The sequence below is a fragment of the Phenylobacterium sp. genome, assembly GCF_041691455.1.
In the GTDB taxonomy this organism is placed as follows: domain Bacteria; phylum Pseudomonadota; class Alphaproteobacteria; order Caulobacterales; family Caulobacteraceae; genus Phenylobacterium.
Window position 1 is genome coordinate 49576 of sequence record NZ_JBEPUO010000013.1, and the last position, 15110, is coordinate 64685.

Consider the following 15110-nt stretch of genomic DNA (forward strand, 5'->3'; position numbering starts at 1 on the left):
CCAAGCCGCCCGCGGGCGGATTCGTACGCGACGACTATTTAGGAGATATCGGGTGACCGAGCGGATGGAACGGCCCTGGGCCCTGATGCGCCACCACGCCGGCTGGGCGGACGTCTTCCACATCGAGACCGAGAGCAACGACTCCATCTCGGGCTTCTATCCCGACCGCGAGACCGTGGGCCCGCCGGTGAGCTATTCGGTGCGCGCGGTGCTGGCCCGCTTCACCACGCTCGAGGCCGCCCGCGCCGCCCGCGAGGGCGCGGTCGCCGAATGGCGCAAACACGACGCCGGCGTCCGCGACGCCGAGACCCAGTTGCGCGAAGCCGAGAAGGCGCGCGAGGACGCCTGGCTGAAGTGCCTCAGGGACGCCGCCGAGCGGTAGGCTACTTCAGGTACTTGTCGAACCAGTCGAGCGTGCGCTGCAGGCTGTCGATCTGGTTTTCGCGCTTGGCGAAGCCATGGCCCTCTTCAGGGTAGTAGTGGACGTCCACGGTCGCTCCGACGCCCTTCAGGGTGGCCACCACCTCGGCCGCCTGGCCGCGCGGCACGCGGATGTCGTTCTCGCCCTGCAGGATCAGCAGCGGCGCCTTGGTCTGCTTGATGTAGGTCATCGGCGAGTCGGCGTCATAGACCGCCTTGTCGGCCACCGGGTCACCGATCAGCGAGCGCTGGTAGGCCTGCAGGGCCGCGTCCTCGTGCTTCAGCATCTCGTACCAGTTGATGATCCCGTACATCGAGACGCCGGCGGCCCAGACGTCCGGGGTCTTGCCGACCGCCATCAGGGTCATGAACCCGCCGTAGGATCCGCCGGTGACGCCGATCTTCCTGGCGTTCACATATCCGGTCGCGGTCAGGAACTTCGCCGCATAGACCTCGTCGATCAGGTCGCCGCCCCCCAGGTCCTTGTGGTTGGCCTTCTGGAAGGCCTCGCCATAGCCGGTGGAGCCGCGCGGATTGGGCTGGATCACCACATAGCCGCGTGAGGCAAGCGCCAGCGCCAGCCGGCTGAAGCGGTCCTGGGTCTGGCCGGTCGGGCCGCCGTGCGGGATGACAACGCCCGGCGCCTTGCCGTCGCGCTTCAGGTTGAGCGGGGTCAGCAGGATCGCACTGATCACCGTGCCGTCCTGGCTCTTGTAGTGGACGATCCGCGACACCGGCAGGCGCGCCGGATCGAGGCCGGGGGCGGCGAAGCTCGTCAGCCGGGTCGCCTTCCCGGCGCGATCGAGGATCCAGTAGTCGAAGGGCGTATTGCTGGCGTCGTGGCCGACCAGTAGCCGGCCGTCGGCGGCGAAGGGGCTGCCGGAGCCGCCGGCCTCGGCATTGAAACCATCGGGCAGCGGCGCCTTGATCACCTGGCCGCCCTGGAGGTTGTAGACCGAAATGTCCTGGCGCCCGTCGGCGTCCGTGGCCAAGGTCACCGACACGCCATCCGGCGAGAAGCTGCCGCTGCGCTGTTCCCAGGGCGTGGGCGCGAGCCAGGTCAGCTTGCCGGACGCTGCGTCCATGAGCGCGGCCTGGTCGATGCCGCCTTTCTGGTTGGAGGTGACCGCGAGCAGCTTGCCGTCCGGCGACAGGTCGTTGGCCACGATCCGCGCCTTGACCGCGGGCGTGTTGAGCTGCTTCGGCGGGGCCACGCCGGCCACGTCGAGCCGCCAGACGCTGCCGGTGGTCGAGCCGATATCCTGACGGTCGGCGATCAGCCACTTGCTGTCGGCGGTGAAGACCACCGGCGCCCAGCCGTTGTCGAGTGTCGGCTCCTTGGTGATCTGGCGCACGGCGTGGCTCGCCACGTCCATCACCGAGACATTGGTGATCGGCGAGGTCTTGGGCTTGGAGCCAAAGGCCAGCAGCTTACCGTCGGGCGAGAAGCGCGCGCCGGTTTCCGACACCGTCGGCGAATTGCTGAGGTCAACGACCTCGCCGCCCGCCAAGGGCACGGCGTAGAGATCGTACATCTCGTCGCCGCCGTGATCGGACTGGAACACCACCCATTGGTTGTCCGGGGAGATGGTGATGCCGAATTGGCGGTCATCGGAGTGGGTCAGCTGGACGGGCGCCCCGCCGGCCGTGCTGTATTTCCACAGGTTGTAGCGCCCGCTCAGGTTGGCCGCGATCACCACCCATTTTCCGTCCGGACTCCAGACCGCGTCGAGGGACGCGCGGTTGGCATAGAGGTCGGCGACCGCGACCGGCGGGGCCGCCGGCTTCTGCTCGGAGACCACGCTCTTCGGGTCGGTGATCGCCCGTGGGGGGCCGGGCACGGGCGCGGCCGCGGCCATGCCGGCGAACGCCAGCGTCAGCGCGCTCGCCGCGCCCAGTGTCAAAGCTTTCCGCATCGCCCTACCCCTTGGTCTCGGTCCTGGATCGCCGGGCCGCCCTAGTGCTGATCGGGCGCCCGGTACTGGTCATGACAGTTCTTGCAGGCCCCGCCGGTGGCGCGGACCTGCGCCTTGATCGCGTCCAGGTCGCCGGCTGTGGCGACCTCCTGCAGCTTCGCCGTCTCGCCCTGCAGCTTGGCGACGGCGGCCGCGAAGCCGGCGGCATCGGTCCAGATCTCGGGTTTGGCGGCGGTCTTCACCCCGGCCTCCGGGCCGCTGCCTTTGGGGAACCAGGTCGGCAGGCCGTCGGCGAGCGTCTTCACGGTGGTGGCGCCGGCCGCGATCGCGGCCTTGTCCGGCGCGTCCTTGCGCAGCTCGCCGTTGACGCCGCCGAAGGCCTTGCCGAGGTCCTTGTAGTGCGCCTGGCGGGCCAGCACGGCCTTGCCGCCGGGGGTGGTCGGCGCGGCGTCCTGGGCCAGCGCGGCGCCGGTGGCCGCCAAGCCAAGGCCCGCCGCAAGCGCGAACGCCGCCGTCATCATCCTGAGAGCCATGCCGCCATCCCTCTGTGAAGCCCCGTCAATGCAACTGTGAGGGGAACGGGGACGCGGCGTCAACGGCCCCTGGCGGCGGCCGGCCTAGCCGGCGCGGCCGGCGCGGCGCCCTGCGCCAGCAGGGCGGCGCAGTTGGCGTCCTTGGCGAGACCAGCGTCGACGAAGGGCAGCAGGACCGCGACGGGCGACAGGAGGGCGCCCAGCGCCACAGCCGCCCCGCCCTGGGCGAAGGCCCGGCCCTTCTCGACGCCGACCTTCGGCGCCAGCATCGGCCCGCTGACGGTGACCGGAACCAGGAGCCGCACGAGCTGGAACTTCTTCGGATGGCCGCGCACCTTGAACGCCAGTTGCTCGGTGTCGAGGTTGATCACGCCGCCGCCGTCGATGAGCACCGGGCCGGTGTCGACCACCAGCCGGTCGGCGCTCAGCACCCCGCCCTTGGCCGAGAAGTGGGCCACGCCGCAGCGGATCGGCGTGGTCGTCTGGTTCTTTGAGAACAACAGGCCCAGGCCCTTGATCAGGTCGACGCCGGCGAGTTCGGCCAGCGACTGGCGGATCTCGCCGCTCGGAACCACCAGCAGCGCCTCGCCGTCGGCATCGCCCATGAAGTCGTGCACGGAGTCGCCGGACCCGTGCAGCTTGACCCGGCCCGCCAGCGCGCCCGCGAACGGGACCGATCCCTGGAACCGCACCGGCAGCAGACCCTCCAGCCGCGCATTGGCCAGCCGCAGGTCGATGTCCGTGGTGGCAGTCGCCGGCCGGGCGTTCAGCTGGGCAAAGCCGGTGATGCGGCCCTGCGGCAGATCCAGCTCGACCGGCTCGGCTCTCAACAGGCCCGCGTCGAGCTTCACCCGCGCCGAGGCGGCGCGCAGGTGAATGGGCGCATTGGTGATCGAGGCGGCCCTGTAGCTCACATCGGCGTCGAGGCCGCGGATGCGGCTGAAGCTCAGGGTCGCGTCCGGGAAGATCCGCGCCTCGGCCTGCATCTTCCGGGCGGCCGCCACCTGATTGGGCGAGGCCACGGCGCCGGTCTTGCGCGCCCCGCCGAAGAGCGCGCCCATGTCCGGGAAGTCGAGGCTTTGGGACTTCAGGTCCGCGGTCAGGAACGGTCGCTTGTCGCCGGTCCGCACCGAGATTGTGCCGCTGAGGTCGGAGCTCCCGACCCGGCCGCCGAGATTGTCGACCTTCCACAGGTGCATGTCGCGCGAGAGGCGGCCGTGCAGGCTGTAGGGCGGAGTGTTGGGCAGCGGCACACCGGTCAGGCCATAGAGATCGGCAAGGTCCGGCCCGCGGCTGGTGACGTTCACGTAAAACTGGGCGAGGTCGAAAGGCTTCGGCACCGCGCCCTGGGCGGTCACATAGGTGTCGCCGGCCCGGATGCTGGCGTTGAAGGGATAGGGCTTGTTGCGGTCGATGTTGAGCAGCGGCCCGCCGGTCAGCTGCAGCTTGAAGGGCTGTTTATTCAGCACCCCGTCGCCGGTCATCTGGAAGCCCGGATTGGCTTCGCCCAGCCGCTCCTTGGCCTCGACGGCCCCGGAGAAGCTCAGCTTGCGCTGGTCGTCGACGACCTCGAGCACGCCGCCGTCGATGACGAACTTGCGGATCGGCGGCAGGCGCAGCGGCTGGTCCGGCTTGGAGCCGTCCGAGAAGTCCCAGGTCGCCCGGCCGTCCGCGTCGCGATAGAGCGCGACCCGCGGCCGGTCGATTTCCAGGAGGCGCAGGTCGAGGCGCCCGACGAACAGCGGGATGAGCCGGATCTGGACGGCGATGCGGTCGATGTCGGCGAGGTTGGCAGGCCCGGTCCCCTTCGGCGCCCAGGCCGGATTGGCGACGTGCACGCCGTCGACCGTGGCGCTCGGTTGCCAGGACCATAGGTGGACCTTGAGATCGCCGGTGATGCTGACCTGACGGTGCATCCGCGCCGAGGCGATGGAGGCGACGGGACCCCGCAGCCAGTTCCAGTTCCAGATCGCCGCCAGCAGGGCCGCGGCTAGCGCCAACGCCAGGAAGACGCCGCCAGTCCACAGCAGGACCCGGCGGCGCCGGCGATCGTGGGCCTCGCGCCCGTCGTCATCGCGGCCTTCGGCCTCCGGTGTGGTTGCAGCTTCGGTGGTCAAGCGATCGGCTCCAGGCGCAAGCGACCCTAACGCACGAACCCCGACTTGGGCGCCGCTAGTGTTTGACCCCTTGGCCGGAGAGGGCCGAGACCGCGGTCGCCGCCAGGATGCGCAGATCGAAGCCGAGCGAGCGGCGTTCCAGATATTCGCGGTCGAACCGGGCCTTCTCCGCGATCGGCAGTTCGTCGCGGCCGTTGATCTGCGCCCAGCCGGTGAGGCCCGGGCGGAGCGCATCGACGCCGGTCGCCGTGCGCAGCGCCACCAGGTCGTGCTGATTGAAGAGTGCGGGCCGTGGGCCCACCAGGCTCATGTCGCCCGCAAGCACGCTCCAGAGCTGCGGCAGCTCATCGAGGCTCGTGCGTCGCAGCGTCCGGCCGAGCGGCGTCACCCAATGCTCGGGATTGTCCAAGAGGTGGGTGGCGACGTCCGGGGCTCCGGTGCGCATGGTGCGGAACTTCGGCATGGCGAAGAGGCGGTTCGCCCGCCCCACCCGCTGCGACCAGTGGAGTGCGGGCCCGCGGCTCTCCAGCCGCACGGCGACGGCGAGGCCCAGCAGCAGGGGCGACAACAGGACCAGGCCCGCCAAGGCGCCCATGATGTCCAGGGCCCGCTTCAAAGACCGCTCCTGCCGAACAGCCGTCCAGATCGCGGCTCCGGCGGTTGTAGGCGCAGCCGAGGCTCAGCGCCAAGTCAGGCTGACTTGGGCTCGGCGACCTTCTTCTTCAGCTTCGGTGCGACGGGTGCAGCCGCGGCGATAGCCTCCGCCGGCGTCTCGGCCAGTATGTTGGGCTCGATCACCTCCGGTACGGCGGCTTCCGGCGCAAGGGCTTCCAGGACCGGCGAAATCGGTGCGGACTCGCCGCTCACCGGCTCCAGCGCCGCCGGGGGCTCGATGAGGGCCTCTGCCCCCGGCGCCGCATCGAGGACGGCCTCGACCACCGCTTCGGGAGTGAGTTCGGCCACGGCTTCCAGCACGGGTTCCGGGAAGGATTCGATCGCCGCCTCGACGGCCTCGGCCACAGGCGCGGCCAGGACGGCCGGCTCCGGCGCGACCGCCGCCTCGAAGGTGGCCGCGCCGCCGAACATCGCCTTGAGGTTCGCGGGCCGCGCCCAGCGGGTCATCCACCACCAGGCCGCGCCGCTCACCGCCGCGCCGGCGAACAGGCCCCAGAGGGGCGAGGCCAGGCCAACGGGGACGCGAAGCAGGGCTTCCGGCTTGGCGAGGGTCTCGGTTTCGGGGGCGAAGGACATGACGGGGCTCCTGCGGATTGTGCGACGCAACATTATCATGCCGAACGATCTCGCAAGTGCGAAAGATCCGTGAAATCGAAAATGTGATCCGGGCGCCCGATCGCCGGGCGTCAGACGCTGTAGACCCGCGCCTCGCCGCCCTCGCCCAAGGTTCTGGCGGTCCAGCTGCAGACGGCCTCGAGGGCCGGCCTCATATCGTCGGGCGCGCCCAGCAGGACCAGCGCGCAGCCGTTCATCTTCAGGGGATCGGTCAAAGGGCGCATCCGGGTTTCGGCCACCAGGGCCGGCGCCCCGACCTGGTCCTCCAGGTCCCGCAGGAAGCCGTCGAAGGTCTCGAGGTCCTTCAGCGGCGCCCAGACCAGGGCCGTGGCCGCCCGGTTGCGCCGCCGCACGCCTGCCAGCGTCTCGACGATCCGGGCGTAGTCGTCGCGCTGCTCGAACGGCGGATCGATCAGCACCAGCAGGCGGCCGGAGGCCGGCGCCTGGGCGATCGCGGCGGCATAGCCGTCGTCGCAGAGGGTGCGCACGCCGCGCCGGGCCTTCATCAGTTCGCGGAGCGCCCCATGATCGTCGGGTCGCAGCTCGCAGGCGAGGTAGCTGTCGCCGGGCCTGAGCGCCTGGGCGATCAGCCATGGCGAGCCCGGATACCGCCGCGCGGCGGCGCCGCCGTTCAGGGTCCGCACCGCCGCGATCAGGGGCGCGAACTCGGCCGGCGCATCGGGCGCCGCCATCAGCCGCGCGATCCCGGCCTCCGCCTCGCCCGACTTCCTGGCCTCGACGCCGGCCAGGTCATAGAGCCCCCGGCCGGCATGGGTGTCGATGACGGTAAGCGGTCCCGCCTCGGCGGTCAGCCGCGCCAGCAGTTGCAGCAGAGCGGCATGCTTCACCAGGTCGGCGAAGTTTCCGGCGTGGAAGGCGTGGCGATAGTTCAACGGCGGACCTCTCAGGAACCGGGCCGGCGCATACCACGTTGCCGCAGCTTCAGTGGAGGGGCTTCGATGGCCAGGGACCTGCCAGACCTACCGATACCGGCCGAAGAGATGAAGGCCGCCGGCCTCACCTATGTCAGCGATCTCGATGCGGGGATCCGCCGCCGCAAGGCCTTCCACGGCTTCAACTACGTGGACGCCGACGGCAAGCCGGTCACGGGCGAGCCCACGCTTGACCGGATCCGCAAGCTGGCCATTCCGCCGGCCTGGACCGAGGTCTGGATCGCGCCCACCGAACGCGGCCACATCCAGGCCACCGGGCGCGATGTGAAGGGCCGCAAGCAGTACCGTTACCACGAGCGCTGGCGCGAGGCGCGCGACGGCGGCAAGTACGATCGCCTCATCGCCTTCGGCCGCGCCCTGCCCAAACTCCGGACCCGGGTCGACCGCGACCTCGCCCGCCGCGGCCTGCCGCGCGAGAAGGTGCTGGCCGCCGTGGTCCGGGTCATGGAGATCACCCTGGTCCGGGTCGGCAACGAGGAATACGCCAAGACCAACAAGAGCTTCGGCCTGACCACCTTGCGCGACCGCCATGCCAAGGTCGGCGCGGAGAAGGCGGTCTTCGAGTTCCGCGGCAAGAGCGGAAAGATGCATACGACGGGCTTCAGCGACCGGCGGCTGGCCCGCATCGTCAAGGCCTGCCAGGACCTCCCCGGCCAGCGGCTCTTCCAGTACCTGGACGAAGACGGCCAGCGGCACACGGTGGAGTCAGCCGACGTCAACGCCTACCTGCGCGAGGTGCTGGGAGATGATTTCTCGGCCAAGGACTTCCGCACCTGGGCCGGCACCCTGGCCGCGGCCCGCGCGCTGGTGACCCTGCCCGAATGCGCCGGCGAGGGCGGCGCGAAGAAGAACGTGGCGACCTGCGTCAAGGCGGTGGCCGGCGTGCTGGGCAATACGCCCGCCGTCTGCCGCAAGGCCTACATCCATCCGGTAGTCCTGGAGGCCTACGAGGCCGGCGCGCTGCCCTTGAAGCCCACCGCGAACGACCGGGCCTTCGAGCTCGCGGTGCTCAAGTTCCTGGAAGCCGCGCGCGACAAGCCCGCGAAGGCGCGGAAGAAGACGGCCGCCTAGCCTTACGCCACGTCCGCCGCCTAAGGTCCCTCCCAACTCTCGGGAGGGAACCTCATGCTGCCCCAGCGCCTGCGCTTCGGCGCTTTCATCGCCCCCTTCCATCCGATCGACGAGAACCCGACGCTGGCGATCCAGCGCGACCTGGAACTCGTCGAATGGATGGACCAGCTCGGCTTCGACGAGGCCTGGATCGGCGAGCACCATTCCGCGGCCTACGAGCTGATCGCCAGCCCCGAGGTGTTCATCGCCGCGGCCGCCGAGCGCACCAAGCACATCCGGCTCGGCACCGGCGTCTCGTCCCTGCCCTACCATCACCCGCTGATACTGGCCGACCGGATCAATCAGCTCGACCACATGACCCGCGGCCGGGTGATGTTCGGCGCAGGGCCCGGGGCCCTGGTCTCCGACGCCTTCATGATGGGCATCCCGGTGGCCAAGCAGCGCGACCGCATGGACGAGGCCCTGGGCTGCATCGTGCGCCTGCTGCGCGGTGAAGAGGTCACCCACAAATCCGACTGGTTCGAGCTCGACAAGGCGCGCCTGCAGATGACGCCCTACTCGCGCCCCTCCGTCGAGATCGCGGTGGCGAGCCAGGTCTCGCCCACCGGCGCGCGGGCCGCCGGCCAGCATGGGTTGGGCCTGCTCTCGCTCGGCGCGACCTCCACCGCCGGCTTCAACGCGCTGGTCTCCAACTGGGCGATCGCCACCGAGCAGGCGGCCGAGCACGGCCAGACCATGGACCGCAACGCCTGGCGCCTGGTCGGCCCCATGCACATCGCCGAGACCCGCGAGCAGGCGATGGAGGACATCCGCTTCGGCCTCGACAAGTGGATCTTCTACTTCCGCGAGATCGCCAACCTGCCGATCGTCCCGGACGGCGACGATCCGGTGAAGGCGATGGTCGATACGGGCCTGGCGGTGATCGGCACGCCCGACGACGCCATCGCCCGCATCCAGCAACTGGTGGACGAGAGCGGCGGCGGCTTCGGCGCCTTCCTGCTGATGGCGCACAACTGGGCCAACTGGGGCGCGACCAGGCGCTCCTACGAGCTGATGGCCCGCTACGTCTTCCCGCACTTCCAGAACCTCAACGATAACCGCCACGCCTCGATGAGCTGGGTGAAGGACAACAAGGAGGAGTTCACCACCCAGGTGCGCGGCGCGGTGGGGGCGCGGATCGTCCAGCACATGATGGAGAAGGGCGCGGACAACATCCGCCCGGAGATCGTGGCGCTGATCACCGGCGCGGCGGCCCCGCCCAAGGCGGACTAGCAGCCTCATGGACTTGCGGGCCTATTTCCAGCGGATCGGCTTCCGCGGCGAGGCGCGGCCCGACGTGGCGACGCTGAAGGCGCTGCACCGCGCCCACTTGCAGGCCATTCCGTACGAGGCTCTCGACGTCCAGCTCGGCCGGCCGCTAACCCCGGACCCCGCGGCGGCCATCGAGAAGGTCCTCGGACGCGGTCGCGGGGGCTGGTGCTACGAAATGAACGGCCTCCTCGGCGCGGCGCTCACCGAGATCGGTTTCAAGGTGACCCGCATGGCTGGCGCGGCCAATCGGGAGTTGCTGGGCGACGTCGTGATCGGCAACCACCTGGTGCTGCTGGTCGAGATCGACGGCCAGCCCTGGATCGCTGACGTAGGCTTCGGCGACGGATGCCAGGACCCCTTCCCGCTGCGCGAGGCCGCCATGACCGTCGGCGGTTATGCGTTCCGTCTGGAGATGCTGGATGACCGCTGGTGGCGCTTCCATAATCACGAATTCGGCGGCGCGAAGTCCTTCGACTTCATTGTCGAGCCGGCCGATCCGGAGCTGCTGGCCGGCCGCTGCGAGTGGCTGCAATACGCGCCGGAGTCGCACTTCGTCCTCAACCTGATCGTCCAGCGCTATCGCGGCGACACCATCCTGCAGTTGCGCGGCCGCGTCCTGCGCACGGTGACGCCGGCCGGCGTCGAGACCCATCTGATCGAGTCCGCCGATGAGCTGGTCGCGCTGCTGGCCTCGGAGTTCGGCCTGGATGTCCCGGAAGCCGCCGGCCTCTGGCCGCGGGTCGTCGCGCGTCACGACGAAGTCATGGCGGCGTCCGCAGCGCCTGAGGCGGCAGACTAGATTTGAGTCTCGCCTCACTCTGAGCGTTTGTCCCAAACTCAGGAGGCTCGTCGTGAAAATGCCGAAGGTGGCCCAAATTCGCGTTCGCCGGGACGAGCTTGAACCCACTCCTCCTGCCGTTGCTCCACCATCGCTATAGCCCGGGTCAACTCCCCGACATCACCTTCCTGGAGCCGCTTCGCCCTCTTGGTGTCGCCGGACTGGATCAGGAGATGCGTTAGCCACGCCCACAATTTTTGTGTATGCCGATGAGTAATTAATCCAAGAGACAATTGAATCGCAAGCGCCTGCTCGGCAAGTAATATGGCGGAGGACATTTTTCCTAGTCTAGAGTGGAGTATAGATTGATTCGCGTATAAATTAGATGTACTCGGATGACGTATTCCAATATTTTCGACCAATATATCCATCGACAACTTAGCAAACTTTGATGAAAGTTTTATTTTATCTGATTCTCCTGGTTGCTCCGACCATGTTTGATAGAAAGACATCAAATTCCCGACGATGATCCCATATTCGAAAGACTTCGGTCCATGCACGGACTTTATTGTCTTAGAAGCCTTCAACATAAGATTTTCTGCTTCACCAAATTTATGAAGATGCGTCTTAACGTTTGCTAGATTTGATATCGTAATTGCCAAACTTCCGTCGTTTTCATCCAAAATCGTCTCTTCTATGTCGAAAGCCGACGATATCTCCCGATCTGCTTCCTCAAATCTCCCTAGATCTGAATATATTCGACCAATATTCGACAATCTAATAGCCTTAACGAGTTTATCCTTGTCCGAATTGACATCTGTCCATTCTAGCGCCCGCTGGGCCAAGACAAGGGATCCCTCAAGATCTCCTTGCTCAGCTAGGAACAAGCCCGCCTGGTTGAGGCCCCTGGCAAGAGCTCGCCTTATGGCTGGCGTACTAGGAACATACTCGGACAGCGTATGGATATGAGGCATCAACCTCTGAGCCTCCAGCCACTCCGACGGAAAGTCTGCGTCGAAGGGAAAGGCCCGAGATATCAGGCGCGCGGCGACCCCACCCCATAGTTCGCGCGCATCGTTCCCCATCCAGTCTCTCATCACCTCCAACAAGAGACGGTGGAAAACCAGCGCTAGGCCGTATGAGCGAGTCTCCTCGCGTACAAGCGATAGGGATACGAGGGGTGAAAGCGCATCACCGCTGGCAATTGGATCTCGCAGCGCGGTCAGAAAATCTGCTGGGGCCAGGTCGTCTGCGATATCTTCAAATAACTTGAATTCTATCCCATCCGGAGATGGGAACGACGAGCATTTCAATAATGAAAGGGATATTTCGTTGTCTTTATCGCGAGATAGCGCGTCCAACGACCTCGCGAACGCCGCATATACGGTATCGGGATAACTTCCAACGGCTCCTGGGGGTCTAGGTTTCTTAATTAACGTAGATATTTCATCCGCATATTTTGTGAATGTAATATTTGGTCTAGACACAAGGAAGGCGGCTGCCTGTTCGGCCGCTAGCGGAAGCCCACCGAGCGTCCGCGCCAATATATTCGCGCCTGCCTCGTCTCTTCGACCCGTCCGCGCGACGAGATAGTCGACCGTCACGCGCTCGCTCCACTCGTCCAATCGAGTTACCGAAGCGATGTTCCCAAAATCCGCAAATCTTGATGTTATTATGGATCTGACGCCGCCTACCGGGATCCATTGATGCACCGCGTCTGGATGAGGGGCGTTGTCATAGACAATCAGCCAAGGATCCGCCTGATTGGCTAAATATTCGAGGCAAGACTTGGCGTCCCCGTCGACGTTTCCGCTGCCGGGTAGTTTTAAGCGGGCGCCCAAACTCTGCAGATCAATGAGGATGGTTGTTTCCTGTTCGGATCGAACCCACCAGACGCCGGCGTAGCGCCCACCGAAACGGTGGCAATATTCAGCCGCGAGCGTGGTCTTTCCGACGCCTCCCATCCCGGCCACAGCCGTGACGGCCGCGGTCGTTCCTGTACGAAGCGTCTCCTGGAGTCTGTCGAGGGCCTCGAACCGCCCTGCAAAATTGGGATTCGGCCTATAGGCCGCGCGGAAGATCGGTGGAAGAAATGAACCGTCGCGCAACCGCTCGCGCGGCTCGGCCTCTCCCGGACCGCGCAGCAGTTGGATGACGCGTGCGGCCGCCGGACCGGGCAATAGGCCCGCGACCTCTATACGCGAGAGCATGGAGATGAGGGGGCTTAATTTCACCTTCTCGATAACAACGGGTATCAGTCGTCGCTTGTCGCCAATGGAATCATCCCACCAGCTCGCGTATACTTCCGCCTTCGAATAGGTTGCGGCTTCTTTCACGTAGCTGGGAGAGAAAAGCGCCAGCACTTGCGTGCTATTCATCAGCGCCTCTTCCATCCAGATCGGAATATTACCACCCGGTCCGACGTCCTTTGGATGATAGTAGGTCGTGAAGCCCTCTGCTCGGAGGGCCGCGTCCAATGCTTCAGCATGGGCGACATCGGCCATCGTGAAACTTATAAAAAAGTCGCGCTTTCCGGGTTCGCTGGCCATTTACACCCCCACAACCACCCATTGAAACTCGCAGAACCTCGCTCGTCGAGCAAGCTCGGCCAGTGGGAGTCTTCCATTGGCCACGCCGTCGCGGCCGCCTGGGGTGGGATTTGTGGAGGGCAGCAGCCGCCGCGGCGGCCCCGGCCTAGCGCCGGTAGGAGAAGCCCACCCGGAAGGTGCGGGGCTCGGAATAGCTGTCCACGAAGTCGGCCGTCTTGCCGGTCGAGATCTTGGCGTCGGCCAGATTGTCGACCGCCAGATAGATCTCCTCGCCCGGCGCGAGGCTCCAGGCGGCGCGCGCGTTGAGCTCGGCGCCGGGGGGCAGGCGCCGCACGTTCTGGTCGTCGTCGAACTGGGTGTTCACGTAGCGGATCTGGCCGCTGATGGTGAGCTGCTCAAGCGCGCGCCAGTCGAGGCCGCCGGTGACCGTCCATTCCGGCGTCTGCGCGGGCCTGAGGCCGGTGAGCTGCGGGGCGCTGGAGCCGCCATCGACCCGGGCGTGGGTGTAGGCGAAGGCGGTGCGCCAGGTCAGCGCGGTCGCGACGTCGCCCGAGGCCTCGCCCTCCACGCCCCAGGCGTCGATCTCGCCGGCGTTCCGCCGTTGGCGCAGTGTGCCGCCGGCCGGGATGAAGCCGGCGATGGGCAGGGCGGCGATCACGCCCGGCCCGACGCCCAGGGTCACGTTGGTGATCGGGTCGTTGAGCTGGTTGTAGAACAGCGTCGCCTGCCAGTGGATGAGCGTGTCGCCGCCGATCCCGCCCTCGATCCCATAGAGCTTCTCCGGCGTCAGCAGCGGATTGGCCTCTGTGATGTCGTTGCCGACCCGGAACGGGCGGTGGAGTTCGTTCAGCGTCGGCGCCCGGAAGCCGGCGTAGGCCGCGCCTCGCAGCCAGACGTCCGGCGTCAGGGTGTATTTCACGCCGATCCGGCCGGTCGGGACCGTGCCGGAGGCGTCCCGGGCGGAGGAGTCGATCGTCGTGGCCCCCGTCGCCAGCACGAACTCGTGCCGCTGGGCGTCGCCGGAGCTCCAGTGGTCCAGCCGCCCGCCGCCGGTGACGATCCAGGGCCCCTGGTCGTAAGCGCCTTCCAGATAGACCCCGCCCACAAAGGTCTGGCCGCCGGCGTCGCGCCCCATGGTGTAGGCGCCGTTCACGACGCGGAACTGCTCGTGGTCGGTGCCGTCCGCCCAGCGGGCGTCGGCGCCCATCTCCCAGGAGGCGCCGCCCCACTGGCCCTGCAGGGCGGCGTTGAGGCCGTAGCCGTGGGCGGGTGTCGAGAATTCGTTGTTGGCCGGCGTCGTCGCACCCCGGCCCGCCACCACCGCGACGGAGGTGTTCACCAGGTCGCTGGTGCGCGCCCAGGCCTGCAGGCGCCAGCCGCCGACGCCGCTCGCCGCCGGTTGGGCGAGCGTCAGGGTCGCCGAGGTCCCCTTGGCGGTCGATCCCGCGCCCAACAGGCCCGCGCCGCGCTTCTCCTCGAAGGCCCCTACCCGGGCGGCGGCCTGGACCCCGTCGAAATCGTGCTGCACCCGCAGGGCCGCGCTCTCGTCGCGTAGCTTAAGCGGCTGGTCGGCCGCGCCGGCGATGCGGCCGCGCACCGGCGTATAGCCGTCGGTGGATTCCGCCGCCGCGGTCAGCAGGACGCTCTGCGTGCCGCCGGACACCGCCGCGCGGTAGGTGTTGCGCTCGCCGGCCGAGACGTCCAGTGCGCCCAGGCCGTCGCGCGCGCCGCGTTCCTGCAGCGCGATGACGCCGGTGAGCGCGCCCGCGCCATAGGGGCCAGCGCCGGAGCCGCGCACGACGGTCGCCCCGTCCAACCCCTCGGAGGGCAGCGCCGTCCAGATCACCCAGCCGCCGAACGGATCGTTCACAGGCGCCCCGTCGAGGGTGACCAGCGCCCGGCCCGCGCCGGAGCCGGCGATCGCCCGCAGCGACACGCCCTGGGTGGTCGGATTGGCGGAGAGCGAGGTGGTGCGGCGGAAGAGCGAGACGCCCGGGGCGCTTTCCAGCGCCTGGTCGAGCCTCGGCGTCTGCTTCAGGACCTCCGGGCCGATCTGCACGGCGCTGAAGGCCGCCTCACCGCCCAGCGGCGCCAGCCTCGGCGGATAGACCACCACGACTTCGACGGTGGGCGTGGGGGGCGGCGGGGCGGCGGGCATGGGAGCATTCCTCG

The 15110-nt window shown here is 67.7% G+C and carries 12 protein-coding genes; 4 read left to right on the plus strand and 8 right to left on the minus strand.

The features are described 5' to 3' along the window. The first annotated feature begins 52 nt into the window (after nt 1–52). Nucleotides 53–382, plus strand: a complete 330-nt coding sequence (locus ACESMY_RS15310) for a hypothetical protein (protein ID WP_372785479.1) — start codon at nt 53–55, stop codon at nt 380–382. 1 nt (nt 383) lies between these two features. Here ACESMY_RS15310 and ACESMY_RS15315 read toward each other — a convergent pair whose 3' ends face one another. The 6 genes from ACESMY_RS15315 to rlmJ all read right to left on the minus strand — a co-directional run bounded on the left by ACESMY_RS15315 (nt 384) and on the right by rlmJ (nt 7169). Further along, the gene (locus ACESMY_RS15315; RefSeq protein WP_372785480.1) at nt 384–2336 is read right to left on the minus strand and encodes a prolyl oligopeptidase family serine peptidase; all 1953 of its coding nucleotides are present in this window, start codon (nt 2334–2336) and stop codon (nt 384–386) included. Between the two features lie 41 nt (nt 2337–2377). Then, nucleotides 2378–2869, minus strand: coding sequence for a cytochrome c (locus ACESMY_RS15320; protein WP_372785481.1), 492 nt, complete (start codon nt 2867–2869; stop codon nt 2378–2380). Between the two features lie 59 nt (nt 2870–2928). Then, entirely contained in the window at nt 2929–4986 is a 2058-nt protein-coding gene (locus ACESMY_RS15325) for an AsmA family protein (RefSeq protein WP_372785482.1), read from the minus strand. A 55-nt stretch (nt 4987–5041) separates the two neighbouring features. Beyond that, complete coding sequence (locus ACESMY_RS15330) at nt 5042–5602, minus strand: sugar transferase (protein ID WP_372785483.1); 561 nt, start codon at nt 5600–5602, stop codon at nt 5042–5044. Between the two features lie 74 nt (nt 5603–5676). Further along, nucleotides 5677–6237: a hypothetical protein gene (locus tag ACESMY_RS15335; protein ID WP_372785484.1), complete on the minus strand. Its 561-nt coding sequence runs from the start codon at nt 6235–6237 to the stop codon at nt 5677–5679. Between the two features lie 110 nt (nt 6238–6347). Next, entirely contained in the window at nt 6348–7169 is an 822-nt protein-coding gene (gene rlmJ, locus ACESMY_RS15340; protein ID WP_372785485.1) for a 23S rRNA (adenine(2030)-N(6))-methyltransferase RlmJ, read from the minus strand. A 66-nt stretch (nt 7170–7235) separates the two neighbouring features. Between rlmJ and ACESMY_RS15345 the strand changes: the two genes are divergently transcribed. From ACESMY_RS15345 to ACESMY_RS15355, 3 genes are read left to right on the plus strand one after another with little or no spacing between them, the layout of a single operon-like run. Then, a complete protein-coding gene (locus ACESMY_RS15345) occupies nt 7236–8300 on the plus strand; it encodes a DNA topoisomerase IB (RefSeq protein ID WP_372785486.1) in 1065 nt (354 codons plus the stop codon). A gap of 54 nt (nt 8301–8354) precedes the next feature. Further along, nucleotides 8355–9572 carry an LLM class flavin-dependent oxidoreductase gene (locus tag ACESMY_RS15350; RefSeq protein WP_372785487.1) on the plus strand — a complete coding sequence of 406 codons (1218 nt, stop codon included), beginning with the start codon at nt 8355–8357 and terminating at the stop codon, nt 9570–9572. Between the two features lie 7 nt (nt 9573–9579). Then, entirely contained in the window at nt 9580–10410 is an 831-nt protein-coding gene (locus ACESMY_RS15355; RefSeq protein ID WP_372785488.1) for an arylamine N-acetyltransferase, read from the plus strand. Between the two features lie 38 nt (nt 10411–10448). Here the strand turns inward: ACESMY_RS15355 and ACESMY_RS15360 are convergent, their stop codons facing one another. Together ACESMY_RS15360 and ACESMY_RS15365 are read right to left on the minus strand one after the other, a co-directional pair. Further along, on the minus strand, nt 10449–12938 hold the full coding sequence (locus ACESMY_RS15360; protein WP_372785489.1) for a TIR domain-containing protein: 2490 nt from the start codon (nt 12936–12938) through the stop codon (nt 10449–10451). 145 nt (nt 12939–13083) lie between these two features. After that, nucleotides 13084–15096 (minus strand): TonB-dependent receptor, encoded by a 2013-nt coding sequence (locus tag ACESMY_RS15365; RefSeq protein WP_372785490.1) that lies wholly within the window; start codon nt 15094–15096, stop codon nt 13084–13086. Nucleotides 15097–15110: the final 14 nt, after the last annotated feature.